Annotated in this window: 17 protein-coding genes and 4 pseudogenes; 12 read left to right on the top strand and 9 right to left on the bottom strand. The window is 56.9% G+C overall.

Annotated elements, in window-relative coordinates:
* Positions 1-168: 168 nt before the first annotated feature.
* A complete protein-coding gene (locus RX327_RS31070; protein ID WP_283088249.1) occupies positions 169-903 on the bottom strand; it encodes an outer membrane protein in 735 nt (244 codons plus the stop codon).
* A 412-nt stretch (positions 904-1,315) separates the two neighbouring features.
* On the opposite strand from RX327_RS31070, the pseudogene RX327_RS31065 reads away from it, so the two are divergent.
* A pseudogene (locus RX327_RS31065) lies at positions 1,316-1,477 on the top strand (transposase); the annotation flags it as partial.
* Positions 1,478-1,480: 3 nt separating this feature from the next.
* On the opposite strand, the pseudogene RX327_RS31060 reads toward RX327_RS31065, so the two are convergent.
* The 8 genes and pseudogenes from RX327_RS31060 to nodD1 form a co-directional block, all read right to left on the bottom strand.
* A pseudogene (locus RX327_RS31060) lies at positions 1,481-2,440 on the bottom strand (IS481 family transposase); the annotation flags it as partial.
* A 357-nt stretch (positions 2,441-2,797) separates the two neighbouring features.
* Positions 2,798-3,271 carry a NolY gene (locus tag RX327_RS31055; protein ID WP_283088248.1) on the bottom strand — a complete coding sequence of 158 codons (474 nt, stop codon included), beginning with the start codon at positions 3,269-3,271 and terminating at the stop codon, positions 2,798-2,800.
* 1,355 nt (positions 3,272-4,626) lie between these two features.
* The gene (locus RX327_RS31050) at positions 4,627-5,655 is read right to left on the bottom strand and encodes an LLM class flavin-dependent oxidoreductase (RefSeq protein ID WP_283088247.1); all 1,029 of its coding nucleotides are present in this window, start codon (positions 5,653-5,655) and stop codon (positions 4,627-4,629) included.
* Positions 5,656-5,921: 266 nt separating this feature from the next.
* Positions 5,922-7,025 (bottom strand): histidinol-phosphate transaminase, encoded by a 1,104-nt coding sequence (gene hisC / locus RX327_RS31045; protein ID WP_317248072.1) that lies wholly within the window; start codon positions 7,023-7,025, stop codon positions 5,922-5,924.
* A gap of 697 nt (positions 7,026-7,722) precedes the next feature.
* Positions 7,723-8,436 carry a MerR family transcriptional regulator gene (locus tag RX327_RS31040; protein WP_283088245.1) on the bottom strand — a complete coding sequence of 238 codons (714 nt, stop codon included), beginning with the start codon at positions 8,434-8,436 and terminating at the stop codon, positions 7,723-7,725.
* A gap of 118 nt (positions 8,437-8,554) precedes the next feature.
* Complete coding sequence (locus RX327_RS31035; protein WP_283088244.1) at positions 8,555-8,764, bottom strand: hypothetical protein; 210 nt, start codon at positions 8,762-8,764, stop codon at positions 8,555-8,557.
* Positions 8,765-9,273: 509 nt separating this feature from the next.
* Positions 9,274-10,281, bottom strand: a complete 1,008-nt coding sequence (locus RX327_RS31030; RefSeq protein WP_283088243.1) for a LysR family transcriptional regulator — start codon at positions 10,279-10,281, stop codon at positions 9,274-9,276.
* Positions 10,282-10,986: 705 nt separating this feature from the next.
* Positions 10,987-11,932: pseudogene (gene nodD1 / locus RX327_RS31025) on the bottom strand (transcriptional regulator NodD1).
* Positions 11,933-12,421: 489 nt separating this feature from the next.
* On the opposite strand from nodD1, the gene RX327_RS31020 reads away from it, so the two are divergent.
* The 11 genes and pseudogenes from RX327_RS31020 (at position 12,422) to nifA (ending at position 25,863) form a co-directional block, all read left to right on the top strand.
* A complete protein-coding gene (locus tag RX327_RS31020) occupies positions 12,422-13,057 on the top strand; it encodes a NodA family N-acyltransferase (protein ID WP_317248071.1) in 636 nt (211 codons plus the stop codon).
* Entirely contained in the window at positions 13,054-13,713 is a 660-nt protein-coding gene (gene nodB, locus RX327_RS31015; RefSeq protein ID WP_283088240.1) for a chitooligosaccharide deacetylase NodB, read from the top strand. Before RX327_RS31020 ends, nodB begins: the two co-directional genes overlap by 4 nt.
* A gap of 15 nt (positions 13,714-13,728) precedes the next feature.
* Positions 13,729-15,051, top strand: coding sequence for a chitooligosaccharide synthase NodC (nodC, locus tag RX327_RS31010; RefSeq protein WP_317248070.1), 1,323 nt, complete (start codon positions 13,729-13,731; stop codon positions 15,049-15,051).
* 51 nt (positions 15,052-15,102) lie between these two features.
* Positions 15,103-15,732 (top strand): nodulation methyltransferase NodS, encoded by a 630-nt coding sequence (gene nodS, locus RX327_RS31005; protein ID WP_283088239.1) that lies wholly within the window; start codon positions 15,103-15,105, stop codon positions 15,730-15,732.
* 13 nt (positions 15,733-15,745) lie between these two features.
* Positions 15,746-17,456, top strand: a pseudogene (nodU, locus tag RX327_RS31000) (nodulation protein NodU).
* A gap of 2 nt (positions 17,457-17,458) precedes the next feature.
* The gene (gene nodI, locus RX327_RS30995) at positions 17,459-18,379 is read left to right on the top strand and encodes a nodulation factor ABC transporter ATP-binding protein NodI (protein WP_317248069.1); all 921 of its coding nucleotides are present in this window, start codon (positions 17,459-17,461) and stop codon (positions 18,377-18,379) included.
* Positions 18,380-18,383: 4 nt separating this feature from the next.
* The gene (locus RX327_RS30990; protein WP_283088236.1) at positions 18,384-19,172 is read left to right on the top strand and encodes an ABC transporter permease; all 789 of its coding nucleotides are present in this window, start codon (positions 18,384-18,386) and stop codon (positions 19,170-19,172) included.
* Between the two features lie 171 nt (positions 19,173-19,343).
* A complete protein-coding gene (locus tag RX327_RS30985; RefSeq protein WP_317248068.1) occupies positions 19,344-21,377 on the top strand; it encodes a carbamoyltransferase in 2,034 nt (677 codons plus the stop codon).
* 167 nt (positions 21,378-21,544) lie between these two features.
* Entirely contained in the window at positions 21,545-22,564 is a 1,020-nt protein-coding gene (locus tag RX327_RS30980) for a nodulation protein NodZ (protein WP_283088234.1), read from the top strand.
* A gap of 575 nt (positions 22,565-23,139) precedes the next feature.
* Complete coding sequence (locus RX327_RS30975) at positions 23,140-23,925, top strand: SDR family NAD(P)-dependent oxidoreductase (RefSeq protein ID WP_283090663.1); 786 nt, start codon at positions 23,140-23,142, stop codon at positions 23,923-23,925.
* 153 nt (positions 23,926-24,078) lie between these two features.
* Entirely contained in the window at positions 24,079-25,863 is a 1,785-nt protein-coding gene (nifA, locus tag RX327_RS30970) for a nif-specific transcriptional activator NifA (RefSeq protein WP_283088233.1), read from the top strand.
* Positions 25,864-26,226: the final 363 nt, after the last annotated feature.

Genomic DNA, 26,226 nt, shown 5'->3' with positions numbered 1-26,226 from the left:
GGCCAGCCGAGATGGGGAACGCCCACAAAGCAGGTTTTGCGCGGTACGAAATGTAGGCTCTTGGAAGCCCAGCCGAGCGTGTCAGTGCCGCATAGGAGATTATCTGAAGAAAGAACCCCGGCCGAAGGTCGGGGCTCTCGGTTCGCGACGCGATGTGGGCCGATGTCGCTATCTGGTGAAACCCGGACCGAACTTGTAGTTGAGCCGAACAGTGACAAGATCAACGTCCTGGCGGATGCGATCGCCGGACCCACCGGTCGCGGGGAAGATGATATCATTGTCCTGCATAAAAAGGTGGTCGTACTCGACGCCAAACGACCAGCTTGGCGCAAAACCGACCTCGAGACCAGCTCCAAGCGCGCCACCCCAACGAAGATTGTCGCTTCTCGCAAACTCAGAGCCGGTGGCCACCAAGCTGATCCGATAGCTGTTGCTGGTCACCGCAGCGCCGCCTTTGGCGAAAAGCAGCACGTTGTTGAACGCGTAACCGATCTGGCCCGTGAACAATCCGAACGCATCGATTCTGGTACGATTGCTGACTGTCGGCACGACGGCGGCGCTGACATTGGAGCCGCTGAAGTTAGCCCAGTTGCCTTGAGCCTCGACGCCGTAGACTACATTGAATATCTGCCAACGATAACCCACCTGACCGCCGACGGTGGCGCCGCTCGCATCATGGCAGCCTTCGGGGGTGATTGCAGAGAGGTCCCAGCAATTGTTGCTCGACGCCCATCCACCATTGATGCCAAGATAGAGGCCGGTCCAGTCATAGATCGCTGGAGGCAGCACTAGCGGCGGTTTCGCTTTGGTGAAGACCGGCTGCGCGGCGAGATCCGCGCCGAACGCGGGCGCCGCCGCGTTAAGCGCGATGATGCTTGCAGTCAAAAGCAGCAAATTCTTCATTCGAGTATCGTTCCTTTCCATTGCCCCGGCGATTTGCGTATTAGCAACATCACTGTGAATTGCTGTAACTCCAACACAACATGTCAGCGCGAGAAATTGCCTCAATCTCACGTAGCGGGAGGTTGTGTAATCAGGATATTCGGATGAAACGCTGGGCGTTCACAGTGCGTGTTGAAGGTGTTGAGATCAAATCGCGCTATCAGAACGGCCGTGCCTAGCAGAGTTATCGCAGAGCAATGGATCGTCTCACGCGCTCGCTTGTAAATAACGAAGAGCGGCAGGCTCGGTCTATAAGGACGATTCTAGACGGAAGGAAGCATGAGCAGGTTGTCCGTAAGCGGCAGTTCTAGGGATTCCCTTTTGAGGCCAAATCAGATTCAAGGCTTCTTTTGGGAGGCGGCACTCGGGTGTGATGGATCGTTTGGTGTTGAGCGACGCGGCTTGGGAGCGCATGGCGCCGCTCATCATTGGCCGGCCCGACCAGAAAGGTTCGACCGGACGCGACAACCGGATGTTCGTGGAAGGGGTGCTCTGGATCGTTCGCACGGGCTCTCCCTGGCGTGATCTTCCGGAGGCTGTTTAGTCCCGGCATTTTCTGGAGCGGGTTGAGTTTGAATCGTTCTGGCTGGGAAGTCCAGCATTTGCAGATGTATTCGTAGGGTGTAAGGCCCTTCAGGGTCTTCAGCCGCCGAGCGTAATTGTAGGCGGTGATGAAGTCGGCAAAGTGAGCTTCGAGCTGATCATGTCGATCGTGCTGGTGGCGTTGAACGGTCGCTTCCTTGATCGTGCGGTTTATGCGCTCGACTTGGCCATTGGTCCAGGGATGCTTGATCTTGGTCAGCCGATGTTCGATGCCGTTTTCCTCGCATCGCATATCAAACATATGCGTCACGTATCTTGCCGTCGGACCATCCGCGTAACGCGGCGGGAAAGTGAACTGAATCCCATTGTCGGTGAGAACCGTGTGGATCTTGTAGGGGACGGCCACAATCAGAGCTTCGAGGAAGGCCGAGGCTGAGGTTCTTCCCGTCTTTCTGACCAGTTGTACGAAGGCGAACTTGCTGGTGCGATCGATAGCGACATAGAGGTAGAGCTTGCCTTCAGCGGTCTGGAGCTCAGCGATGTCGATGTGGAAATAGCCGATCGGATAAGCCTTGAACTTTTTCTTCGAAGGCTTGCTGCCTTCGACCTCCGGCAATCGGCTGATGCCGTGGCGCTGGAGGCAGCGATGCAGAGATGATCGCGTCAGATGCGGGATGGTCGGCTGCAGTGCATAGAGGCAATCGTCAAGCGGCAGTAGCGTATGCCGTCGGAAAGCGACGATGACTGCCTCCTCCTCGATGGAAAGCACTGTCGATTTGGCTTCCCTGGGACCTGTCGGGATATCGGCGACAGTCTCGCGCTCCTTCCACTTGGCGACAGTCTTCTGGTTGATCCCGTAGCGCTTGGCGAGCGCTCTCAGGCTCTCTTGACTATTTTGTATTGCTCGACGGACCGCCTCCGTCGTGGTGGCGCAGCCGTGTAAAACTTGTCCCATAGCGCATCCTTCGAATCGTGCGATAAGAATGCACCATCAAAGCCTGGGACTAAACACCTAGAGCGCGTTCGTATCGAGATCGGGTAGCGTCGAAGCAGGTACTGATCAAACGGACAAGCGGTGCATTGCCCTGATCGTTGTCAGACAGTGGAGGATGCAGTTGCGTCCTCTCGGCCGTGCGGTGCCTACTAGCGGGTGAATAGCAATCGGGTAACGTACCTAAGGTCTTGGCTGGCAAGGCCAACGTCATTTCGCGCCGTGAAACTGGAGGCGAGCCAGCAGCGGCGTGCATCAACTCGGCTGGCAAATTGGAAGAGAGCGCTTTGAGCAATGCCAGGCGGAGTGCCTTGTATTTATCTATGCAGAGCATAAGCGTGAACTGGCGCTCTCTTTGATCAATTGACAGAAACAAAGAGCGTCATCGACCGCATCTAAGACAGCTATTCGCCCCTCAATGACTACTGCATGTGCTAGAATGAACTTTGCGAGAGTAATCCGATTAGCAGTAGTTTGCATGGCTGCTGGTAGGGCAGCGATTGCTCGGTCAAAAAGTGTTCCCAAAACCTCAAGGTCTTCTGGATAGTAAATCGCACTGTGCCCCGCTCGTGACGGGATACTCCGCCCTCCGTCAGCCTCGCGGCGGGTAGTCGTCTTGTCTAACTGATCCTGGTCCTGTTCTGCTGCAACAAGTGCACTTGTCAGTTTGTTGAGCAACTGCATCGCGTCGAACGCGTTCTTGTCCTCGCAGATTAGTCCGGCAACTGCTTCCACTTGCCGGCCGATGCTTTGTCTGAGGTGATCGACGCGCGAATTGCAACAATCAAAGTTCATGATGTCTCTCCAGATTAACTAAATGCAGTCGAGGTGCGGATGACGGGCCGGTCCTTCATTCCCGTCTGGTAAAACTCCAGGTTGCACGAGGACCAATTGTTGTTACCCGTTGTGGACCAACGTATCGGGTGTCATAGGAAGCGAGCGAGCGCGGGATTTCTGTGTCGAGAAAAACGATGTCGAGCACGTAGTGCCGGTGAGCGCCCGCCATGCGCCACGGTGCCTGCCGCGGTTGGCAAAACTATCCGCTTTTACATTATGGCAGAGCGCACGATCGTGATGAACGCCGCTCATGACGAAAGACTGAGACACTGTCGAGCGAAGTGCCGTCAGGCGACCTTTCCCGTAAAATGGCGGGTCCGCCGGAGCTGCGGGCGCAACGTAAGCATGGCGCGGTAGAGATATACATCCTGCCGAACGACGCTGCTGCGGAGGCGCCGACGCACCAGCTCGGCAGAGCGGCCATCTCGACGACGTCGTCGGAAAGTGACGAACGTTACGTCGCCAAGCAATCAAGCGCTTGCGTGCGTCTAATGATTGTCGAAGGCAGCGCATGACATGTCGTTGCGGCGGAGCCGGTTGTGGAAAATAGGTTCATGGGGTGCTCGCTTGCTCAGTGGGGCTGAGCAAGCGAAGGCGGGAAGTGGTGATCAAGTGGCGCTGATAACGGGACGAGAAGCACGAACACATTGCGGAGCTCGGATCAAGTTTCTGGTGTGAATTCAACCGCAAACGACATTCACCTTGCAAGCGAACGATTGTATGGAGACGAACCGTGTAACGTCGCTGTGCGAGCAGCCGCTTCGACTCGGAGACGACGCCAAGGTGCTGCGAATGGCATCTGGGCGTTCCATAGGGAATTCGGATGCAAACGTACAAGGTGGAGAATTCATGGTCATGCGACGGTCCGGGAAGCTGCTCCTAGGGCAGGCAATTATGTATTGTATTCGTGTAAAAGCGGTACAATCGATTGTTTTTATGGGACACATCCAGATCGCCAATGGGCCATCCGGGATGCGTCGTGCGCGATTATCAACGTCAGAGAACGAAGCAGGTAGCTAGTAGATGTCGGTCGTTGCTATCGCGATGCCCGCGGAGTCCTCGCAGGATCTGAAATATTAACAGGGCGTGCCCGGTGCTCAAGACGGCCCATTTTTGAATGCGCCTGCCAAGCGCTGACAAGGCTCCGCGGCGTGCCGACGCGCTAAGCGGCTCGCGGAGATAGTTTGTGGACCTCCTAATGAGGGACGAGGAACGGCTGCTCGCTCGGTAGTGTACGTGCCACTTCGTGGCACGTAACGCCTGGACTGAAGAAGCTCGCCTGTTATCGAGTGAGCTCAAATAGTCAAAAGATGTCAGCAAAGCCGAGCGACAACCTCTGATTGGAGTTTGGCTGCGGTGTAAACCGAAACATCCAGCGGAAGATTGCCGAATGCAAGCTGACAAAGCAGGTAGTTGGCGCCCGCCTCTTCCATCTGATTAAGAAGATGTTGTCGGACGGAAGCGGGCGTTCCGACGACGCACAATTCGCTTTCAAGCGCCGCATCGAAAGTCAGCGGCAGATTAGGTGGGGTCGGAACGGTATTGAGCTCATAAAGGAACATAAAGCTCTCGAGCCATCGTTCGTACGCAGTTGCCGCCAGCGAATATGCTTCTTCATCAGAACGCGCAATTACAACCATGCGGAGCAATCCGGTGAATGGCTCTCGATCATCAGAATTAGGGGTGCGGGGTAAATGCGCGCGGAAGGCATCAGTAGTTTTTCGAATGATAGAGGAGGGGCCTATGCACGCGAGATTCGCGCCGTTGGTAGCTGCCCAGGCCGCCGATTCGGGCCGATTGCTGGCGACCCAGGTTGGCGGAGTTGGACGCTGAAGCGGCTTTAGCGTCAAGGGAACATCGTTCAGCTCAAAATGATGCCCATGGTAGGAAAGCGTGTGGTCTTTCATCGCGTTCGAGAGGATTTCGCTGGCTTCCTCATACCGTCCTGGAGCATCGTTGGCGCTAATGCCGAAATAACCCAATTCGATCGGCAGTGAGCCCCGTCCGATGCCGAGTTCTAGTCTACCACCGCTCAATTGGTCGAGCATACACAGCTCCTCGAATGCTCGCAGCGGGTGATAGAGGTTAAGCAACATTACCAGGGGACCGATACGCAGCCGCTGCGTGCGTTGAGCGACGCTTGACAAGAACAAATTCGGGGACGGACCCCTCCCATGCGGCGTACAATGGTGTTCGGCCAAATGATATGCATAGAAGCCAAGAGAGTCGCACGCTTCTGCCAAGGTCAGGCGATCTGCGTACTGTCGCGCGGCATCGCGGCCGTCGTCGTCCAGATGATCGAAAATTCCGCAGGTCAGTTTTGAAGGCTTGCGATTCGTCACTCGATTGTCTCCGATTGTAGAACGCGGGAAGGGCCTGTCGGCTTCAGGCCGTTGTCGACGTCTGTCATATGATCGCCGTTAGATGTCTATTCTGGGTGTATCGTTCGGCACCTGATCCCGTGCCGATCCGCAAAGGTGATCGTCAAAGTGCTGACCTCTGTTGCCCGGATCGGAGCTCAAGTCGGGGCACTATTGTTCATCGCAAGTCCATTGGGATCATCTTGCCCTCATGTCAGTTTCCTGCTGAGCGGCTGGGAAGCGCGCAGCTAGCAACTGCGGGTCTTTATGCGGGCTGAAATCGCCTTGATCGCCGCCAGAAACGCATCCATTTGATCTTTAGTGCCAATGCTAATACGGATACAGCGTTCGAGGCTCTTATCGGGGAAGGAGGCGACGAGAACCTTCTCCTTCGCCAGAGCCGCTTGCCACCAACTGCCATCTTGTCCGACAGGGGCGCGGGCTAGCACGAAGTTCGCGTGGGAAGGTGGTACGCAAAAGCCGAGCTGAGATAGCTCAGCTGCAACTCTCTGCCTTTCATCTCTGATGTGTCGATGGTTATCTTCATAAGCTGCGCGATGGGAGAGGATGCTGATGCCAACTGCGTGGCCGATAACGTTCATATTGAAAACGTTCTGGATGTTGCGCAACCTGCCAATAAGCGCGGGATGACCGAAGCCGAAGCCGACGCGTATGCCGGCGGCAGCATAGCTTTTTGAGAGCGTTCGAAGAATCAGAAGATTCGCATAGCGGCTCAGGAGCCGTAGGCCATTGTCGGGTGCAAAGTCGACATAGGCTTCGTCTAGGACGATTAGGCGGTCCGATCGTGCCAGCAGACGTTCGACATCGGCGAGCGGAACGTAGGCGCCGGTCGGATTGTTCGGATTAGCCAAAAGAACGAATTTGGCGTCTTTCGCTGGGCCCGAAACCAGCTTCTCGATTGGTAAGGAAGGGGTTTCCGCACTTTCTATCTCAACGAGCTCGGCAGCATGCAACATCGCAAGCTTGCGGTTGAATGAAAAGCCGGGTGAAAGCATTGCAACGCGATCTCCCGGGGTCAGGAAAGCTCTGTAGAGCAGCCCAAGAAGTTCGGATGAGCCATTGCCGGCAATCACCTGATCCGTCGCGATGCCATAAGCGTAGCCAGCTGCTTCCCTCAAGCTGATGTTGTCATGTTCTGGGTACAGGTACTGCCGCTCAAGAGCCGAGCGCGCGCCTTGCATGACAATGGGCGGCAACGGGAATGGATTCTCATTCGTATCCAGTTTCACATAGCTCGCGTCCGGGGCAGGCGGGCCGGATGGCAGGACATCTAACTGGCGCGCCACCGGAGAAAGAGAAGAAAGCACGTTTTGCAGTTTTTCGTCCGACATGGTGTTCTCCCTCTTGACCGCCGAGAGCTGCCGTAATGACAGCAATTGAGTGCTGTCATTTGTGGCGAGGAAAACGGCAAACCAAACTGGCTAGACGACGCGAGATCTTCAAGTGGTGGTCGAATCTCTTCCGAGCAAAATCTGCAAAAGTAGAGGAACCGTCACAGCCTCTTAGGCGGTTGAGAGCCGCGGTACCAGATCCGCGATGGTGTCAGCAGTTTGCCGTCCGGTATCGGCTGGCAATCTGGCACGTCAGCATTAGACAGTTCCGCGAGCCCCGCCACCAGCAACAACAACGTCGCGACAACTGCGAGCGCGAGAAAGAACGCGAGTATCGCAACTGCTATGTTGTCAAGGCGTCTCATTACCTAGAATCCTTTGCAGGGCGCCGCGCGAGCCAAGACAATCAGGTCCACTTGGCAACTTCACAGGATCATCGTGTCGTTGCCAGGAAGCACTGGCTATCTGCGCTGGACCGTACAATGTGACGCTACGTGCGTTTCAAGCGCTTTCTTGTCGGTCAAAGCGATCAATCACTACGCGCAAGGCGTGTGGATTGTAGAGGCCGTACCGTAAGAGGGCGCGGTAAGTTCTCAAATGACGACACGCGAGTCCGACTCGAATGTGTCGCCGACGTCTAGGGATCGCGGCTTCTAAAACCCGAGAGTGAACGTGCCCGCATCGCGCGGGCCACGCGTCAGTGCGACTGGTTCTCCAGCGCGGCAAGCGCGAGATCGAGATATTGCATTAGATTAGGATCCCAGCCCGCCAGGCTCCGAGGGGCGCTCAACCGTGCAAGAACCTTCAGGATTGTCGAGACGGTCGATTCAACTCCCGCGATTTCACTGAACAGCAAGCGCGCTTCTAGCGCTACGGCTCTCGCGCGCTCGCTGGAGGGATGCTCACTGCGATCCATGCAATCGCGCAATTCGTCGCGGATTCGTCGCCATCGCTCCTCTCGCTCGGCGGCTAGCTTGCATGTGCATCGATGGGACTGGGCACGTTTCTCGACCCTCGACATGGCATTCAAGGTGGCAGGCAACTCGTCTACGCTCACCTGTACATCACCATCGGTCGTCATGTTGCGCAAGCGATCCCGCAGCAGCGTCGTACGCGTCACTTGCAGCTCGATCCGCTCCAAATGGGAGCGCAATAGATCCGTAAGCGAAGTGCGCCCCTCCATGGCCTTACGTATCTCGTGAAGGGAGAAGCCAAGCTCACGCAGCGCTAGAATTTGATGAACTCGCTGTACGCTTTCACGATCGTACATCCGGTGACCGCCGTCGGTGCGCTCCGACGCAGCAAGCAGACCCGTGTGCTCATAGTGATGCAGGGTGCGTACCGTCACTCCGGTAGCATCTGCAAGTTCTCCGATGCGCCATCGACGCCTTCGTGGTGTAGCTTTGGTCATGTGTTTCAATTCAAAGCCTACAACCTGACGTCACGTAAGATTCAAGCTATTTCAAGGGGCTAGCTGAACCTTCTTCCATTCCGGCGCAAGCATGGTGGATATTTTGGATCGTCTTCGATCAAGCTGCGGGAGAAATCAGGTTCAGCAAACTCACTAATGACGCCAATTGTGGCTCGCCTGCACCTGCACGCATCAGCACAAGCTTAGCGATTGCCGTTCGATTCTCGGGGGTGCGCATAGACGCTGGCAGAGCCGTGACGGCATTATCAAAGATCCTACCCAATACCGAAAGATCCTCCGGCCCCAAGAAATCATAGTAGCGCTGCACGTTCAGCTCCCGATATCATTGCGCGAGACGAGCGCGCGTGGGCAAGGCGTGTGGCCGCGGTAGGGCCAAAACGGGACGTACCGGCGGTGCAGAACGTCACTGATGCCGTGCGCGCTCGAGTGATGCGGTTGGGCAACACAGGAGCGCGCGATCCAGGCCCTGCGATAGATCTGAGCTAACCGTGCTACCGCCAATCCTCTAGCGGGGCACGGGTGCGCGGGAGAGATTGAGCCAAGCGAAGATCGCACTTTGTTTCTGCTGTCGATTACTGGACTCTACATCTACCGCGAGTCCAACTGCCGGCTTGAGCCGTTGCTCGCGCGGCCGGCTCGATAGCAATTTGCAGCGGTGTGCACAATAGCGTGAGAACAGAGTCAAAGGGGACGAGCTGCTGTGTGCGTCTGGAGCGCAGGCGCGGGCCGGACGGCGAGAGTACAACGCAAGCCAAGGAGGTGGCTGGAACATAAGCGGTTCGAGAAACGACAATTACAAGAGATAGCAATGGGTTCTCATGGAGAATCCAGGGAGATCGGATCACAAGGTGGGGGAGCTGACGCGACGACTTGACCTAATTTTGAGACGCCAGAGGCTTGCGTGGACTCGTCGGGCGGGGGCATGCAGAAAGCCTCCTGCATGATTAGCTCTCGCATCCATGTGCTTGCCGGATCGCTGTTGTGAAAAGCTGGCCACTGGATTGTTTCGGTGAATGCGGGAAGTGAGAACGGTAGGTCGACTATACGTAGTGGTGTCGTGTTCTCAAAATGCCGCACCAGCCTTAAGGGCAGCATCCCGATACGGTCCGTGCCCAATAGCATGGCTGGGATCATACTGAAGCTCTGCACGCTAACATCGATGCGCCGCTTGAGGCCTTGCTCAACGAAAAAGCATTCTTCGACCGCGGACTTTCGCGCAAGCGCAGACCTAACTGCGACCTGTCCGATAGACATATATCTCTCGAATGTGAGCCGGCGAGATAGCTGCTTGTTTGTGCAGCAGCCGACGCACACGAGCCGGTCCTCGAATAGCTTCGCCTTAGGATGCGCGCTGGACATCAATATGTCGGGCAAGATGACAAAATCTGCTTCACCGCGGCGGAGGAGCTCGTCGTGATCGTCGGCGGGGGGCTGCAGCTCAAGCCTGACGTTGGGAGCATCCCGCGAAACGCGCGCCACGACCCGTCGGAAAAACACAAGGGTACTGCAATCCGAGAGACGAATCACGAACCGGCGATGTGATTCGGTCGGGTTGAACTCATAATGCGAGATAATGGAAAGCTGGATCTGCAGCAGAGCCTCGCGAACAGGCGTAGCGAGGCGTTCCGCACGCAATGTCGGGACGAGTCTGCGGCCTCTCATCGCAAATAGTTCATCCCCGAAGTAGGCGCGTAACCGGGAAACGGCGGCACTCATGGCGGGTTGGCTGAGATTGATTCGACGGGCGGCCTCGGTGAGTGTCCGCTCGGTCAGCAGAGAATCAAGTGCAACGAGAAGATTAAGATCCAGGCCCTTGAAGCGCATACTCACTCTTCGAAGTGTGCGCTTGTGCTGTGCAAACCAGCAATAGCGCCTGTGACAGTCTCAATCGCGCGGCTGTGCCAGAATCGTTTTGGCCTATCGCGCGAAGGATGCGCCCGCGATTGATCGCAGCAAGCGGGTTTGCCGCGCCCCTGAGACCGCCAAAGATCCAAAGGGCTCAGTGCTGCGTCCGACTACCGGATTGCCATACCACGTCAATCACCTCGGAGATCGTTAGCGACGAGCCCGGACGCCTGCGCAAAGGATCGCAAGAGCGATCCGGAACGCGCAGAGCTGCGGTCCCTCCTGTGGGGTGCTGTTTGCAACTCTACAACCTGACGCTACGTCGGGTTCAAGCGGGTTGCGCTAGAAAGCGCCGGTCACGAAACGGTATGCAGCGTCAGTGCGGCACGGACGCCTACTCTACTTTTCCTTGATGTTGCCGTGGGCATTGATGACGGACGCTGCGCAAAGACCGTTGGCCGCAGCGCCGCAAACGAGGAGGAGCTGGCCACTCACGAGCAGCACTTAACGTGGGACTCGAGCACGTTGCGACAAATGTCGAATCGCGGCTCGCCTTCCGTAATGTAGCCTGGGCCCTGCAAGCAGCTCATGAGACGGTCCAGGGCATAGGAATAAGAACTGCTCCAGGGTAAGGAGCCGAACAAATCTATTTCGGTAAGAGTGCTAAGAGAGCTACGAGAGAAACTAGCAGCGTCTGCGACTTGAGGAAATCTTAGCGAGGAGAGCCATGTTGGATGCCTCCTCCAACAACAGTCGCCGCATCCAAATGCTGGCCGGATCAGTATTATGAAAGGCCGGCCATTGGATAGCCTCGGTAAACGCGGGAAGTGGGAGCGGGGGTTCGACGATCCGTAAGGGCATCAGTTTCTCGAAATGCTTAGCCAGTCTTAAAGGCATCGTCCCGATTTCGAACGGTGTCCAACACGACTGGAGGGATCATGCTAAAACCCTGCACGACGATCTCGATTCGTCGCTTGAGGCCGTGCTCCAGCAAAAACCATTCTTCGATATTGGGCCTTAGCGATCGCCCGAATTTGGCGGCAACATGTCCCATCGACATGTACCCTTCAATTGTAAGCTGGCGTGATAGCTCCTTGTTTGATCGGCAGCCTACGCAGGCAAGTGTCTCCTCAAATAGTGTCGCCTTGGGGTGCGCACCCGACATGAACAGCTCCGGGGCGATCAGAAAATCGATTTCACCGCGCCGTAGGAGTTCGTCAGGTTCATCTGAAAACGGCAGCAGATCAAACCGGACTGCGGGGGCCTCCCGCGCGATGCGGTCTATAATCTTTCGAAAGAAAATGATCGTCATGAAGTCCGAAAGGATCACCCTGAAGCGGCGAGTCGATTGTTCTGGATCGAACGTGTCGCGCGAAATAATAGAGAGCTGGATGTGCAGCAGAGCCTCGCGAATCGGGGCAGCAAGTCCTTCCGCCCGCGATGTTGGGACGAGTTCCCGGCCTCTCATCGTAAATAGTTCATCACGAAAATAGGTGCGCAGCCGTGCAACGGCGGCGCTCATGGCGGGCTGGCTCAGATTGATCTTGCGCGCGGCTGCAGTGAGATTGCGCTCGGTCATCAGCGCATCGAGCGCGACGAGAAGATTTAGATCAAGGCCCTTGAACCGCATGCTGTGAGTCTATCCATCGTGTGGATGAGTTAAATCGATACAATCGATTTTACCAAATTGGGGAATGTTGGATAGCAAACATCAGTTTGTAGAAATCGAGACGAGGCACATCAAGATGGCTGGCGGTCTTCGCACGGGCTCTGGCAAGAAGCCTCAGTTATACGCCGAGCAGACACACGGACATCCTGGCCGGCACGCTCTTCAAGCCGCGCAAGACGCATCACGCAGGCGTGCGGCGACATCCACGTGCCTGCTCAAGAAGGCGTCCGATAAACCTTCGTATAGCGTTTCCAACCCTTTCCATATCGGCCGCTTACCTCCGTAGACTGGAGGTAATGTCGAGTTGCTCCTACTTTCGCGGCCAAGCGAGTTGCCGATTGTAGGTGTCAGATGCCTCTGCGAGGACGCCCAAACGATCAACTCTAGGCAGTCAAATCGTCTTGAAAGCAAGTTTACTCTCGAACGCCCGGCCGCACGTCGGAGGCACCGATGAATATGTCTGTATCCAGCTCTACAGGCGATCTCCTAGCGCACTCTCAGGTGCGGTGGAGATTGTGTTGGGAAAATGAGTTAACGCTCGCTGATCATACTGAACTCGCCGAGTTCTTCCGAAAAGCATACGGGGCAAACGGTGAGTTTAATGCGGCGCCGTTTGAAGGCAGTCGAAGTTGGGCTGGTGCAAGACCTGAACTGCGCATAATCGCTTACGACTCAAGCGGCGTAGCTGGCCATGCGGGCATCCTACGACGCTTCATCAAGGTCGGGGAGACTGATCTCCTGGTAGCCGAAATAGGGCTTTACGCAGTACGCCGAGACGTGGAAGGGCACGGGGTCACCTATCAGGGAGCGATGCGCGTTGGATATCCGATGCTGCGGAAGCTCGATGCTCCGTTTGGTTTCGCCGCGGTGCGGCCCGCGATGCGTAAGCATATCGAGCGGATTGGCCGGAACGGGATGGCCAATGTGTTGACGGGAGTTCGCGTGCGGTCGACCCATCGGGATGTATATCTCAACATGTCACCCACGCTCGTCGAGGAAGCACTCCTGGTAGTTTTGCCGATTAGCCGGCCAATGAGTGAATGGCCGAGCGGTACGATGATTGAGCGGAACGGGCCAGAGCTGTGAGAAATGTCGACCGCGGACTAGAAGTGCGCAGCGAGTACGTTGACGCTAACGGGGGTCGAAGTGTCTATTTGACGTTCGACGACGGTCCTCACTCCATTTGCACTCCGGATGTGCTGGATGTGCTGGCGGAGCACAATGTGCCCGCCACGTTCTTTGTCATCGGCGTCTACGCGGGCGATCAGCCGGAATTAATCCGACGAATAATCGCAGAGGGACACGAAGTCGCCAATCACACGATGAGTCATCCGTATCTGTCCGAATGCGAGCCCGCCGAAGTGCAGCACGAGATACTAGCTGCTAGCGGGGCGATCAAAAGTGCGTGCCCCGGCGCCTCCCTGCGATACATGCGCGCCCCGTATGGGGCGTGGACCCAGGAAGTGGTGAAGACATCTGCGATGGCCGGACTCGCTGCCGTGCACTGGTCGGTCGACCCGCGGGACTGGTCGCGTCCCGGTGCCGATACAATTGTCGACACGGTTATGGCCTCCGTTCGACCGGGAGCAATTGTTCTCCTCCATGACGGATGTCCTCCTGGCGAGCTGCAACGGGACAATCCCAGAGGTCCACGCGAGCAGACCGTGAAGGCGCTTTCCCGCCTGATTCCAGCTATGCGCGGCCGCGGATTTACAATTCGCCCGCTTCCTCAACCCCACTGAATAGCTCCGGGCCCCATGAACCTGCTTGCCACAACTAGCACTGTTGCGATCTCATGTTATGCGCTGCTTTCGGCAGTCTACAAAAGCGCGCAAGCGATTTATGCAATGAAGGGCGACGACCCAGCGTTACCGGACGATGTGCCGGACGCTGGCGTGTTGCCGAGCGTGGATATCATCGTTCCTTGCTTTAATGAGACCCCACAGACGTTGTCCGCGTGCCTCGAGGCCATCGCAAGGCAGAGCTACTCGGGAAAGCTGCAGGTATACGTTGTTGATGACGGGTCTTCAAACCGTGATGCTGTCCGACCTGTCTATGACGCCTACGCGCGCGACCCGAGGTTCCATATTATTCTGGAACGCAAGAACGTTGGAAAGCGCAAGGCGCAGATTACCGCGATACGTCGCTCGCGCGGAGATCTCGTGCTGAACGTCGATTCCGACACGATGATTGCTGACGACGTGGTCACAAAACTTGCAATGAAAATGCGGGATCCGGCGATCGGTGCCGCTATGGGCCAGCTGACTGCCAGCAATCGGGACGACAGCTGGTTAACCAGGCTGATCGATATGGAGTATTGGCTGGCTTGTAACGAGGAGCGCGCGGCACAGGCCCGCTTCGGCGCTGTTATGTGTTGCTGTGGCCCATGTGCAATGTACCGCCGGTCCGCGCTTCTTTCGCTGCTGGATCAGTATGAGACGCAGTTGTTCCGTGGGAAGCCAAGCGACTTCGGCGAAGATCGTCACCTCACGATTCTCATGCTGCAAGCCGGCTTTCGAACCGAGTACGTGCCGGACGCAATCGCCGCAACGGTAGTGCCTGATCGCCTAGGACCCTATCTGCGGCAGCAGCTTCGTTGGGCAAGGAGCACATTCCGGGATACGTTGCTTTCGCTCCACCTGCTGCCGGGGCTCGGGCGCTATCTCACGCTGGATGTGGTCGGACAGAATCTCGGTCCGCTGTTGCTCGCCCTGTCATTGTTGACAGGACTCGCGCAACTTGCATTCACCGTGACTGTGCCTTGGTTCACCGGTGTGACGATCGCAGCGATGACCATGGTGCGCTGCTGTGTCGCCGCGTTCCGAGCCCGAGATATTCGCTTTCTCGGCTTTTCGCTGCACACCCCGATCAACCTCTTTCTCCTGCTTCCCGTAAAAGCGTATGCCTTGTGCACACTGAGCAACAGCGATTGGTTGTCGCGCAAGTCCACGAACCCGGCGGACAAGGCGAAAGAGCAGGTCATTTCCTTAAATCCGATCGTTGAAGCAAACGCGACAAGTGTCACAGGGTCGATCAGAAAGGCAAGTGTCACGCGACTCGTCGACGTTGATGACGTCTGAGAGTATGTGCTGTGGCGAGTTTAAGCCGCATCTGGCGAAAAGGAACAACTCGTGAGCCTGGACAAGATTTATCAATTGCTGGACCGGGAATTAGCCGTCGATGATCCGTGGCGGCTTGATAGTAACCCCTTCGAGCGGGAGCGCCACGCACAAATGCTCAGGCTGTCGCGTTCAAGTGGAGCTATAGGGAATGCTCTTGAGGTCGGATGTGCGGCCGGCGCTTTCACGACACAGCTCGCGCCCTATTGCAAACGGCTCACCGTCGTCGATGTAGCTTCGCGAGCAATTGATCGCGCGCGGCAACGGATGCAGCTATGCTCGCACATTACCTGGACAATCTCCGACATTGAACGATTCTCGACCGCGGAGCGCTTCGATCTGATCGTCGTGGCCGAGGTTCTTTATTACCTCGACGATGTGGCCAGAATGCGTACGGCGGTCCGTAACTTCGTGCAGATGCTTGCGCCAGAAGGGCGTCTGGTGTTCGGGTCCGCGCGTGATGCGATATGCCGACGCTGGGGGCATGCGGCTGGCGCCGAGACGGTGATGGCCATGCTGAATGAATCGTTGACCGAGGTCGAGAGGCTGGAATGTCATGGCGAGTCGGCTGACGAAGATTGCCTGCTCGCAAGCTTCATAAATGCCGGACAAACGTCGAATCAATTGAATTTGCAGCATTAGGCACGGAGATACGATGCGCATCTGCGGTATCAAGCTGACACATGACGGCGGGATTGCTCTTGTTGAGGACGGACGGCTTATCTTTTGTATCGAGCAGGAGAAGCGTGGAAATAACCCGCGGTATCAAGTTATCGACAACCTCGACATAGTTGTCGCCACCTTGGCGGAACATGGTCTTACCCCGCAGGACGTTGATCGCTTTGTCATCGACGGTTGGGACGGGGAGATCGAAGTCGCAGTTTAAAGTCCTCAGCGGCGGGGCATCGGTCACGCTCAAAGGAGCACCATATGTTGAGCGCCATGCCGATGGCGTTCTCAATTCACGTGACGGTCTTGGCCTGATGCTCGACGGAAGCGACTTCCCTTATAGCAGCTATCCGCACATCGCAGGCCATGTGGCCTCGGCCTATTGCACCAGTCCGTTTGTCAAGGCCGGACAGCCGGCGTTCTGCCTTGTGTGGGACGGGTCAATTACACCGCGCCTGTACCATGTACAGCGCCGAGGCGCGCGGTTCATCGAATGTCTCTTTCCGATGATTGGGCATGCTTATGCGGCCGCAGGTCATCACTTCGGACCCTATAAGAAGTCAGATCGCAGCAACTGGGACCTGGGTGTCGCAGGAAAGTTGATGGCGTACATTGCGCTTGGGTCTATTGATGAAGACATCATTGCGGTATTTCAAGAGCTTTATGAAAGGCATTTTGCAGGCGACACGCAGTCAGCCCGTCGTTACCGCGCCGATATCAATAGCGCGGAATCGTCACTTGCCGCTATGCATGAGTTCTTCGAGGTAAGCGCGTTGCGATTGACAGACAAGCGGCATGAAGATGTACTTGCGTCGTTTCATTGTTTCCTCGAGCGTCTTCTGGTCCGAGAAATCGCGATGGCGTTGCTGCGGCATTCGTCGCTTCCGGGAGCGCGCAATCTGTGCGTAGCAGGTGGCTGCGGTCTCAATATCAAATGGAACAGCGCACTACGTGCGACAGGCCTGTTCGATGCCGTCTGGGTGCCCCCGTTTCCGAATGACAGTGGCTCGGCAATCGGTGCCGCTTGCTGCGCGATGGCAGCCCAGAATGGCTTCGTGCCGCTGGAATGGTCGGTCTATAGTGGTCCGGCGCTGCAAGCTCATGAGAGTCCGGCTGAATGGGAGGTCGTGTCGTGCAGTATGCGCGAGCTCGCGGCGCTTCTTGCCGACAACAAGCCCGTGATCTTCCTCGCGGGGCGCGCCGAGCTCGGACCGCGCGCCTTGGGGGGCAGAAGCATTCTCGCAGCGGCGACGTCCCCCGGAATGAAGGATTATCTCAACGACATCAAACTTCGCGAACACTTCCGGCCAGTGGCTCCGATATGCCTAGAGGATCGTGCGCCGGATATATTTAGTCCCGGAACACCGGACCCTTACATGCTTTTCGATCACCAGACACGACCAGAATGGCGGGACAAAATCCCCGCTGTTGTACATCTCGATGGATCGGCGCGATTGCAGACGATTTGCAGGACCTCTCAGCACAAAGTCGCCGAGCTTCTCATTGAGTATGAGCGGCTCACGGGCATTCCGCTGCTCTGCAATACAAGTGCCAACCACCTCGGACGTGGCTTTTTCCCGGATGTGGCCGCGGCCTGTCAATGGGGACGTGTTGAGCATATCTGGTGCGACGGGCGGCTCTGGACCAAGACAGCGGTAGGGGAGTCGTCGCCGGCTGGGCGACTTCTTTCAGCCTAAAAATGAACATGTCTACCCTAGCGATCAACCTTGCTGGCGTAACGAAGGCCTTTGGCGACAAGATCGTTGTCAACGAGCTGTCGTTCTCGGTCGCGCGGGGGGAGTGCTTCGGTCTACTGGGACCGAACGGCGCGGGCAAGAGCACGATCGCGCGTATGCTGCTCGGGATGGTATCGCCGGACCTGGGCGAGATCACCGTGCTCGGCCAGCCCGTACCCGCACGCGCCCGCCTGGCGCGAGTGGGGATCGGTGTCGTCCCACAGTTCGACAACCTTGAACTCAATTTTACCGTACGCGAGAACCTGCTCGTATTCGGGCGCTACTTTAATAAGAGCGTACGTGAGATCGAAGCGCTCACGCCGTCACTGCTTGAGTTCGCCCGCCTCGAGCATAAGGCGGAGGCGCGCGTTGCGGAGCTGTCCGGCGGCATGAAGCGGCGGTTGACGCTGGCCCGTGCACTGATCAACGACCCACATCTATTGATAATGGACGAGCCAACAACCGGTTTAGACCCCCACGCTCGGCACCTGATATGGGAGCGCTTGCGTGTGTTGCTGGCGCGCGGCAAGACGATCCTCTTGACCACCCATTTCATGGAAGAAGCCGAGCGATTATGCGACCGGTTGTGCGTGCTGGAGCAGGGCCGCAAGATCGCTGAAGGCAAGCCTCAAGAATTGATTGACGCGCATATCGGATGCGACGTGGTCGAGATCTATGGCGGAAACCCTCATGATCTGTGTACGCAGGTGAGACCGTATGTGCGACACATGGAAGTGAGCGGCGAGACCCTCTTTTGCTACGCGCGAGATCCGGAGCGGGTGCGCGCGCAACTGCGTGGGTACGCGGGTCTACGGCTTCTGCAGCGGCCTCCGAATCTCGAAGACGTGTTCCTTAGAGTGACCGGACGGGAGTTGGAGAATTGAAGCGATGAGGGAAGGCTATTCACCGGTCATGCCCGCCAACGCGTACAATTGGATCGCGGTGTGGCATCGCAACTTTCTGGCATGGCGGAAGGTCGCGCTCGCATCCGTTCTCGGGAACCTCGCCGATCCGATGACCAACCTGTTGGGCCTTGGTTTTGGTCTCGGAATAATTGTGGGTCGCGTTGACGGAACTTCGTATATCGCGTTTCTCGCAGCTGGCATGGTCGCAACTAGCGCGATGACCGCAGCGACGTTCGAAACTCTGTATGCGGTTTTCGCCCGCATGGATAGTCAGCGCACTTGGGACGCTATCCTGTCCACGCAGCTAACACTTGGCGACATCGTGTTAGGTGAGTTGGTTTGGGCAGCTAGCAAGGCCGTTTTGGCAGGAACGGCAATTTGGACCGTTGCAGCCATCCTAGGCTATGCGGAGTGGCCGTCCATTCTCTATTCGATGCCGGCGATCGCGCTGACGGGCGTCGTTTTCGCAAGCTTGGCCATGGTCGTGATATCTCTTGCGCCTAGCTACGATTATTTCGTGTTCTACCAAACGCTTGTCATGACACCCATGGTGTTCTTGTGCGGCGCCGTGTTTCCTTCGGATCAATTGCCAAGCACAGTGCAGCACATAGCGAGCTTTCTGCCTCTAGCACATTCGGTTGACCTGATCCGCCCTACGATGCTCGGACGGCCAGCGGGCAGCGCCGGCCTGCATATCAGTGCACTTTGCGTTTACGCGGTCCTGCCGTTCTTCCTGTCCACGGCGATGTTGCGTCGGCGCCTAATGCGTTGACGCCTGCGCGACGGGACGAAGGAGACGAATATGGTGCTGTTGCGAACTCGGCTTGCGGCCAACCCCAATTCGACGAGCCTCGGCTGGGCGCGCGTTTAGCACCTTACGCATAAATAGAAATGTTGTGTGACAGGCCACCGCGGCCTCGCTGTCAAGTGAATGGAGAGAAAAATGCTGTGTCTTGGAATGAGCGGCGGTCTAGACAAGGTCCACGAAAATCCACTGGAATTGCCTCACACATTTCTCCACGATGGAGCCGCCGTACTGGTCCGCGACGGACGTGTGATAGCAGCGGTCGAGGAAGAGCGACTCAATCGGATCAAGCATTCGAACAAGTTTCCACGCAGTGCAATACAACACTGCCTGGTATCGGCCGGAGTGCAGCTCTGCGACATCGATCGCATCGCATTCTATGCAACCGAGTCCTATTGCAACGCGATGCTTGAACGTTTGTTCATTTCGCAGCCGGAGCTCTCGATCCCGTTGGATGCCAAACTCTTGCTGCAAAAGCTGCTAATGCAGGAGTTCGGCACCGAGGTTGATCCGTCACGCATCTCATTCGTGGATCACCATCTGACCCATTCCGTTAGCGCGTTCGCCATGTCTGGCTTTGAGCAAAGCCTGATCCTCTCGATTGACGGAGGCGGCGACTTTCTATCTGGCCTCGTGGCGGTGGGGTCTGGCGGTCAAATTGCGCGACTCACAACCTTCCCGGAGAATAACTCTCTGGGACTGTTTTATCTCGAGGCAATTCGATATCTCGGTTACGGTCTATTCGACGAATATAAGGTGATGGGGTTGGCCCCTTACGGTAATCCTGCAATTTATCGCAAGCTCTTCGAACAATTCTACGAACTCTTAGACGATGGTGGCTACCGCGTCCATCTGGACCGAATCGGACCGGCGTTGCTCCGCAACATCGAGGTTCGGAGAAAGGGAATGCCATTCACGCAGCAGCATCGAGATGTGAGTGCTTCATTGCAGGAGGCTCTGGAGCGGATTGTTTTTCATATCGTAAGGCACTATCGCGAGCTCACTGGGATGAAGCGGTTGTGCCTGGCTGGGGGCGTAGCACACAATTGCACTGTGAACGGTAAGCTACTGTATTCGGGGCTTTTCGAAGATATCTTCGTGCAACCTGCGGCGCACGACGCCGGTTGTGCATTAGGCGCCGCCCTTATGGTGTCCGACGAGCTGGGGCGGCCCGCTCCCCGTGAGCGCCTTGAGGCGGTTTATTGGGGTCCCCACCTCGGAAGCGATAGCGCCGTGGAGCAGGAACTGAATGCATGGGCCAGTCACCTCGACATCGAACGCAGTGATGACGTCGCAGGCAGTGCGGCAGAATGGATGGCCAACGGCGCCGTGATTGGCTGGGTTCAGGGTCGTTCAGAGTTCGGGCCACGTGCTCTTGGTAACCGTAGCATTCTTGCCGATCCGCGGCCGGCCGCCAACAAGGACCGAATCAATGCGATGGTCAAGAAGCGTGAGGGCTATCGACCGTTTGCGCCGTCAGTGCTCGAGGAGGATGCGGACGAATTCTTTGAACTTCCTGATGGCACGCGCCATTTCCCCTTTATGAACTTTGTCGTTCGCGTCCGCAACGATAAGCGCGGCTTGCTGGGTGCCGTCACTCACGTCGACGGCACAGCGCGGCTGCAAACGGTGTCGCAGAGGACAAATGCGGCCTACTGGGATGTCATCAATGCGTTCAAGCGGAAGACCGGCATTCCGGTCCTGCTCAATACTTCATTTAACAATAATGCCGAGCCGATCGTGGATTCGGTTGGAGACGCGATCGCAACCTTTCTGACAACAGACCTGGATGGACTTGTGGTTGGGCCGTTCCTAGTCAAAAAACGGGCGACAAAGCTTGAGGACTGGACAGCGTTCTCGATCTCGTTGCCGCCTTATGCGTCTCTCTATCAAGTTCGTGCGCATACCTCGCCAGATCGCCAGGAGACCGTGTGCGAAATCCGTACTGGCCACTCCAGTCGTAACAGTGTGCGGCTCTCACATGACGTGTTCGATCTGCTGACGCGGATCAAAGGCGAGGGCGTTATCGGAGACCTCCTTGACGCAGTGACGCTCGATCAGGCGAGGCGTGAAGCTCTCGTGAACGAACTGCGGCGTCTGTGGGAGCAGCGCCGCGTCAACCTGTATCCTTCACACGCCGCACGCACGCATCCAGGCACCGCTCAAACGTAAGGCGACGAATGCGGCGCTTTCTGCGTCGTCCTGACAAGTCAGCGCGCCATGCTGTGAAGCGTTAGCAGCGGAACTGATCTGGATTATGTTCGACGACGATAGCATTGGGAAGAGTCTAACGTAAATGCGCCGCCATCCAGGCGGTAACCGGGAACGAGGCAGGGCTAATGCAGATTAGTGGCTCGATGAATCAGCGATTCGTGGTTTCTCGCCGACGTACGGGGTTCGGCGATTGCCTGTGGTCACTGGCGGCGGCTTGGAGTTATGCGAAGCGAACTCATCGGACACTCGCTATCGACTGGCGGGGCTCCTGTTATCTCGATCAGCCATTCGTGAATGCCTTTTCGGTGTTCTTTGAACCGATTCAAGACATTGCTGGCGTACGGGTCATCTGCGATGATCAGATCAATCAATTCTCGTTCCCCGGCCCATTCTTCCCACGGTGGTGGAATAAGCCATCGATCGACAGCATCTTCCGTCCAGATGAACAAATTTTCCGAGAGCGCGACGAGCTGCGTCAGCTGTTCGAAAGCCAAGCTGATTGCGACGCCAACACGGTCGTGTGTGACGCCTGCTTGATGTGGGGGTGCGGTGAAGATGCCGAACGGCAGATCTTTCGGAGCGTCCGGCCTCGGTCTGAAATCCAGAGGCGGATCGACGCCATCTATCGAGATCAGTTTGCGGGACATAGCATAATCGGCGTTCATGTGCGGCACGGCAACGGCGAAGATATCATGGGGCATACTCCATACTGGGCCGATCCGGAATTCGCGTTGCAGCAAGTATGCATGGCCATTCACAAGGTAAAGGAATCTCCGCATCCCAAGCCCGTGAAGGTGCTTTTGTGCACGGACAGCGCGCAAGTGCTTGAGCGGCTCACGGCCGCGTTTCCTGAACTCATGACTATCCCAAAGCACTTTCTCACCCAGCAGGCCGGCCCCTTGCACAGTCCGGCGCTCGGGGTCGATGGTGGCGTCTCCGCTCTCGTCGAGATGTATCTCCTCGCGCGCTGCGACACCGTGATCCGCTTCCCGCCAACGAGCGCGTTTACACGTTATGCCCGCCTTTTTGTGCCGCGGATTGTTGAGTTCGATTTGAACGATCCGAGCCGGATAACCGTGATTGAGGAACTGCCCGGAGATCTCGAGCTCCGTGAAAGCCTAAATTTGGTCGATTCCTCCCGCTGAAGCAGACGATGAAGGCCTATAACAGTTGTGGCCCGTTGCGGACGAACCTCACCTAGCAAGTGCGTCACGTCAGGTTTGCCTTTCACGTCAACTGATGCCCCATTTGAAGGACAGCATGCTGTTTCCCGGTGGAGTTCTTGACTGGAATTTTATTCCGCACATTGTTTAGTGATATGAGGGTAGCTTAAAGCTAACGCCGAGATCAGAGGCTGCAGCCATCCGACCCACTCATTCGTTGAGATCGTGCGTGGACGATGCGGAGGAAGCAACCAGCATCGCGGCTCGGTTGGTTAGTTCTTGAGGATCCACGACACGCGGTGTCCCAACCCATGTTCACGGTTGAGTGCACTCTAGGCCAGGCTCGCCAGATCAAGCGTTGCTGCTGTCGGAAAGCAAGCAAACAGGGTCTCGAATCCGACAGAACAAGACATTTGGCCGTGAAATTGCCGAGCATTCCGCGTCATCGCTGTGGCCCAAATCCTGCAGCGCGCACGTGGGCGCGACTAGAGGATGGGAGGTGCCCCTTGCTTATCGATCTACCAAACGGCAACACGGTCGCCGGTGCGGGGTCGGCGGTGGACGTAGGCCGTCGGTTTCACGTCGAGAGGGCGTGCGTCCAGCACGAACAACGGAAGACACTGTTTCTGACCGGGGCGTCCCGCGGTATCGGTCACGCTACCGCCAAGCTGTTTTCGGAAGCGGGATGGCGCATCATTTCATGCGCTCGTCAACCGTTCGATGGCGGGCGCTGTCCTTGGGAGTCAGGGGCCGACGACCATCTGCAGGTTGACCTCAGTGACCATCGAATACTGCCCCGCGCGATCGCCGAGGTGAAAAGGCGGCTCGCGGGTGCGCCGTTGAACGCATTGATCAATAACGCTGGAACTTCACCGAAAACGTCAGACGGCGCCCGGCTGACCTCGTTGACCACATCAATCGAAACGTGGATGAGGGTATTCCACCTCAATCTCGTGGCGCCGATCCTGCTGGCGCAAGGTTTGTTGGACGAACTGAAGGCCGCGTCAGGATCGATTGTCAACGTCACCTCGATCGCGGGCTCGCGGGTCCATCCGTTTGCCGGCAGCGCCTATGCGACTTCGAAGGCCGCGCTCGCGAGCCTCACCCGCGAAATGGCACATGATTATGCACCGCATGGCATTCGTGTGAATGCAATCGCGCCCGGAGAGATCAGGACAGACATGCTGTCGCCGGACACGGAAGCGCGTCTTGTGCCAAATATCCCCCTGCGCCGCGTCGGCACACCTGAGGAAGTGGCCAAGGTCATCTTCTTTCTCTGCTCGGATGCTGCAAGCTATGTCACGGGTACCGAAATGCCGATCAATGGTGGGCAACACCTCTAGTCGGCGAGACTTGGCAATTCGCAGTTGATTTGAGCCACGTCAATGAAACTCCTGCTTGCCGCCAGATCCGCGTATGCAATTGATTGCCGTGCAGGAAAAGATGCCATCTTTCTATGTCATCTCGTCAAAACTTGACGCTAGATCGACAATGACATGCAACGCGAAGCTCGCAAACCCGAACAAGGTGTCATGCTGCATATCCCTTCCGCACGCGAAAAGCTCATCTCACAGTCCGAGGGCGGCCGTGAAGTCTCTATTGAGTCGTCACGCGAGAGCGCGCTAACCGGAATTGCCGAAATATCGAAGGTACTGGCGGCGCCAGGCCGGCTCGAAGTTACGTTGACCAATGTCGTCAATCTTCTTCAATCGTTTGTGAAAATGCGAAACGGCATTGTCTTGCTCTTCGACGATAATGGAATGCCGGACATGACTGTGGGCGCGGGCTGGAGCGAAGATAGCGATGAGCGCTACCGAATGAGCCTGCCGAAGAAGGCCATTGACCATATCGTAGCGACCGATAAACCGCTGATTGCGGAGAACGTAACAACGGAGGCGGCTTTCAGTGCTGCGGATGTAAATGCGCTCGGAGCCGGCGACAACATATCAGTGTCGTTCATCGGCGTTCCTATTCGGATTGATGCGAAAGTCGCGGGTACTCTGACTATCGACCGCATCTTCGATGAAAGCTTGAGCGGACGGCTCGATTACGACGTGCGCTTCCTCGCCATGATCGCCAATCTGGTGGGCCAGGCGGTGAAGCTACATCGCATGTCTGCGGGCGACCGCGAACGGTTGGTGACCGAGAAGGATCGGTTGCAGAAGCCAGAGCTCAAACAACCTCCGCGAGAACGCAAAAAGGTCCATATCGACGGGATCATTGGCGACAGCCCGCCATTGCGTGCGTTGCTGGAGAAGATCGCGGTGATAGCCAAATCGAATAGCACGGTCTTGGTACGGGGCGAATCCGGTACTGGCAAGGAACTCGTCGCCAAGGCTATTCACGAGCTCTCGCCGCGTGCCAAACGACCCTTCGTTAAACTTAATTGTGCGGCCCTTCCTGAGACAGTCTTGGAATCCGAACTGTTCGGGCATGAGAAGGGTGCCTTTACCAGCGCGTTCAATTCCCGCAAGGGACGCTTCGAGCTCGCCGACAAAGGGACGTTGTTCTTGGACGAAATCGGCGAGATCTCAGCGTCGTTCCAAGCGAAGTTGCTGCGGGTGCTACAAGAGCGGGAATTCGAACGTGTCGGTAGTAACCAGACAATCAAGGTCGATGTTCGCGTGATTGCCGCGACCAACAAGAACCTTGAAGAGGCCGTGGCAAGAAATGAGTTCCGCGCCGACCTCTATTATCGGGTCAGCGTGGTTCCTTTGCTGCTGCCGCCACTGCGTGAGCGGCGCAGTGATATTCCGCTTCTCGCCGCCGAGTTTCTCAAAAAATTCAATCGCGAGAACGGCCGTGAACTGACCTTCGATGTGAGTGCTATTGAAGTACTGATGAAGTGCGGCTTTCCCGGCAATATCCGCGAGCTCGATAATTGCGTCGCGCGTACTGCGACTCTAGCGCCCGGTCCATCGATCGGCAGAAATGACTTTGCATGCTGCCATGGCCAGTGTCTGTCTGCGGTGCTATGGAAGAGCAGATCGGACGAGATAGCGCACGAGCCGGGACCGAGAGCATCTATGGCCGCGAGCGTCGCAGCGCCGCTAGCAGAAGCTGCTGCACCAGCCTCGCCTGTCGGGGGCGATCTCGCTCCGCCGGCACCTGCTGGCACAGCCTTGGTAGGTGGCGCGAAGATAACTGATCGTGAGCGGGTCATTGCGGCCATGGAACGATCCGGGTGGGTACAGGCCAAGGCGGCGCGCCTGCTTGGATTAACGCCGCGCCAGATCGGCTACGCGCTGAGAAAATACGGCATCGAGATCAAGCGGTTTTGACCAGGCTATTGGACGCGAGGCCTATCCTAATCGCAGCGATCCTGACGATGCCAATCGGGTGCAAGATCGGATACGCCCGGTGCCGAATTTGGTCATGATCGACGATGCCGTGCTAATCAGGCGTACAGGAGAAGTGCACCATGCTCCACGAGTGATCGACTTGCTCCTCGCCGTGCAAGGCGCCATTCGCTGAAAATTGGGTGCGGATCCAGGCCGCCCTAGGCGCTGAACCAGCTGCGGCGGGTTGATTCTGCGTCCGGATTGACTCGGGATAGAGGCGCCTTTCGTTCGGTTAAGCGTTCCTCGATCATATTGGCTGCACACCATGTCGTTGCGAGAAGCTGTCGCAGCAACGACGAATGT

Origin of the sequence: Bradyrhizobium sp. BEA-2-5 (genome assembly GCF_032918025.1) — a bacterium.
Classification (GTDB): domain Bacteria; phylum Pseudomonadota; class Alphaproteobacteria; order Rhizobiales; family Xanthobacteraceae; genus Bradyrhizobium; species Bradyrhizobium pachyrhizi.
Note: the sequence above shows the minus strand (reverse complement) of the source record. Positions and strands in the feature narration are given on the sequence as shown.

Excerpts from the sequence above, each read along its gene's own strand:
- nifA (WP_283088233.1), top strand. The coding sequence starts at position 24,079 with ATGCAACGCGAAGCTCGCAAACCCGAACAAGGTGTCATGCTGCATATC.
- RX327_RS31030 (WP_283088243.1), bottom strand. The coding sequence starts at position 10,281 with ATGCGCTTCAAGGGCCTGGATCTTAATCTTCTCGTTGCACTTGATTCT.
- nodI (WP_317248069.1), top strand. The coding sequence starts at position 17,459 with ATGAACATGTCTACCCTAGCGATCAACCTTGCTGGCGTAACGAAGGCC.
- hisC (WP_317248072.1), bottom strand. The coding sequence starts at position 7,025 with ATGTCGGACGAAAAACTGCAAAACGTGCTTTCTTCTCTTTCTCCGGTG.
- nodC (WP_317248070.1), top strand. The coding sequence starts at position 13,729 with ATGAACCTGCTTGCCACAACTAGCACTGTTGCGATCTCATGTTATGCG.
- RX327_RS31040 (WP_283088245.1), bottom strand. The coding sequence starts at position 8,436 with ATGACCAAAGCTACACCACGAAGGCGTCGATGGCGCATCGGAGAACTT.
- RX327_RS31020 (WP_317248071.1), top strand. The coding sequence starts at position 12,422 with ATGAATATGTCTGTATCCAGCTCTACAGGCGATCTCCTAGCGCACTCT.
- RX327_RS31055 (WP_283088248.1), bottom strand. The coding sequence starts at position 3,271 with ATGAACTTTGATTGTTGCAATTCGCGCGTCGATCACCTCAGACAAAGC.
- RX327_RS30990 (WP_283088236.1), top strand. The coding sequence starts at position 18,384 with ATGAGGGAAGGCTATTCACCGGTCATGCCCGCCAACGCGTACAATTGG.
- RX327_RS30980 (WP_283088234.1), top strand. The coding sequence starts at position 21,545 with ATGCAGATTAGTGGCTCGATGAATCAGCGATTCGTGGTTTCTCGCCGA.
- RX327_RS31070 (WP_283088249.1), bottom strand. The coding sequence starts at position 903 with ATGAAGAATTTGCTGCTTTTGACTGCAAGCATCATCGCGCTTAACGCG.
- RX327_RS30985 (WP_317248068.1), top strand. The coding sequence starts at position 19,344 with ATGCTGTGTCTTGGAATGAGCGGCGGTCTAGACAAGGTCCACGAAAAT.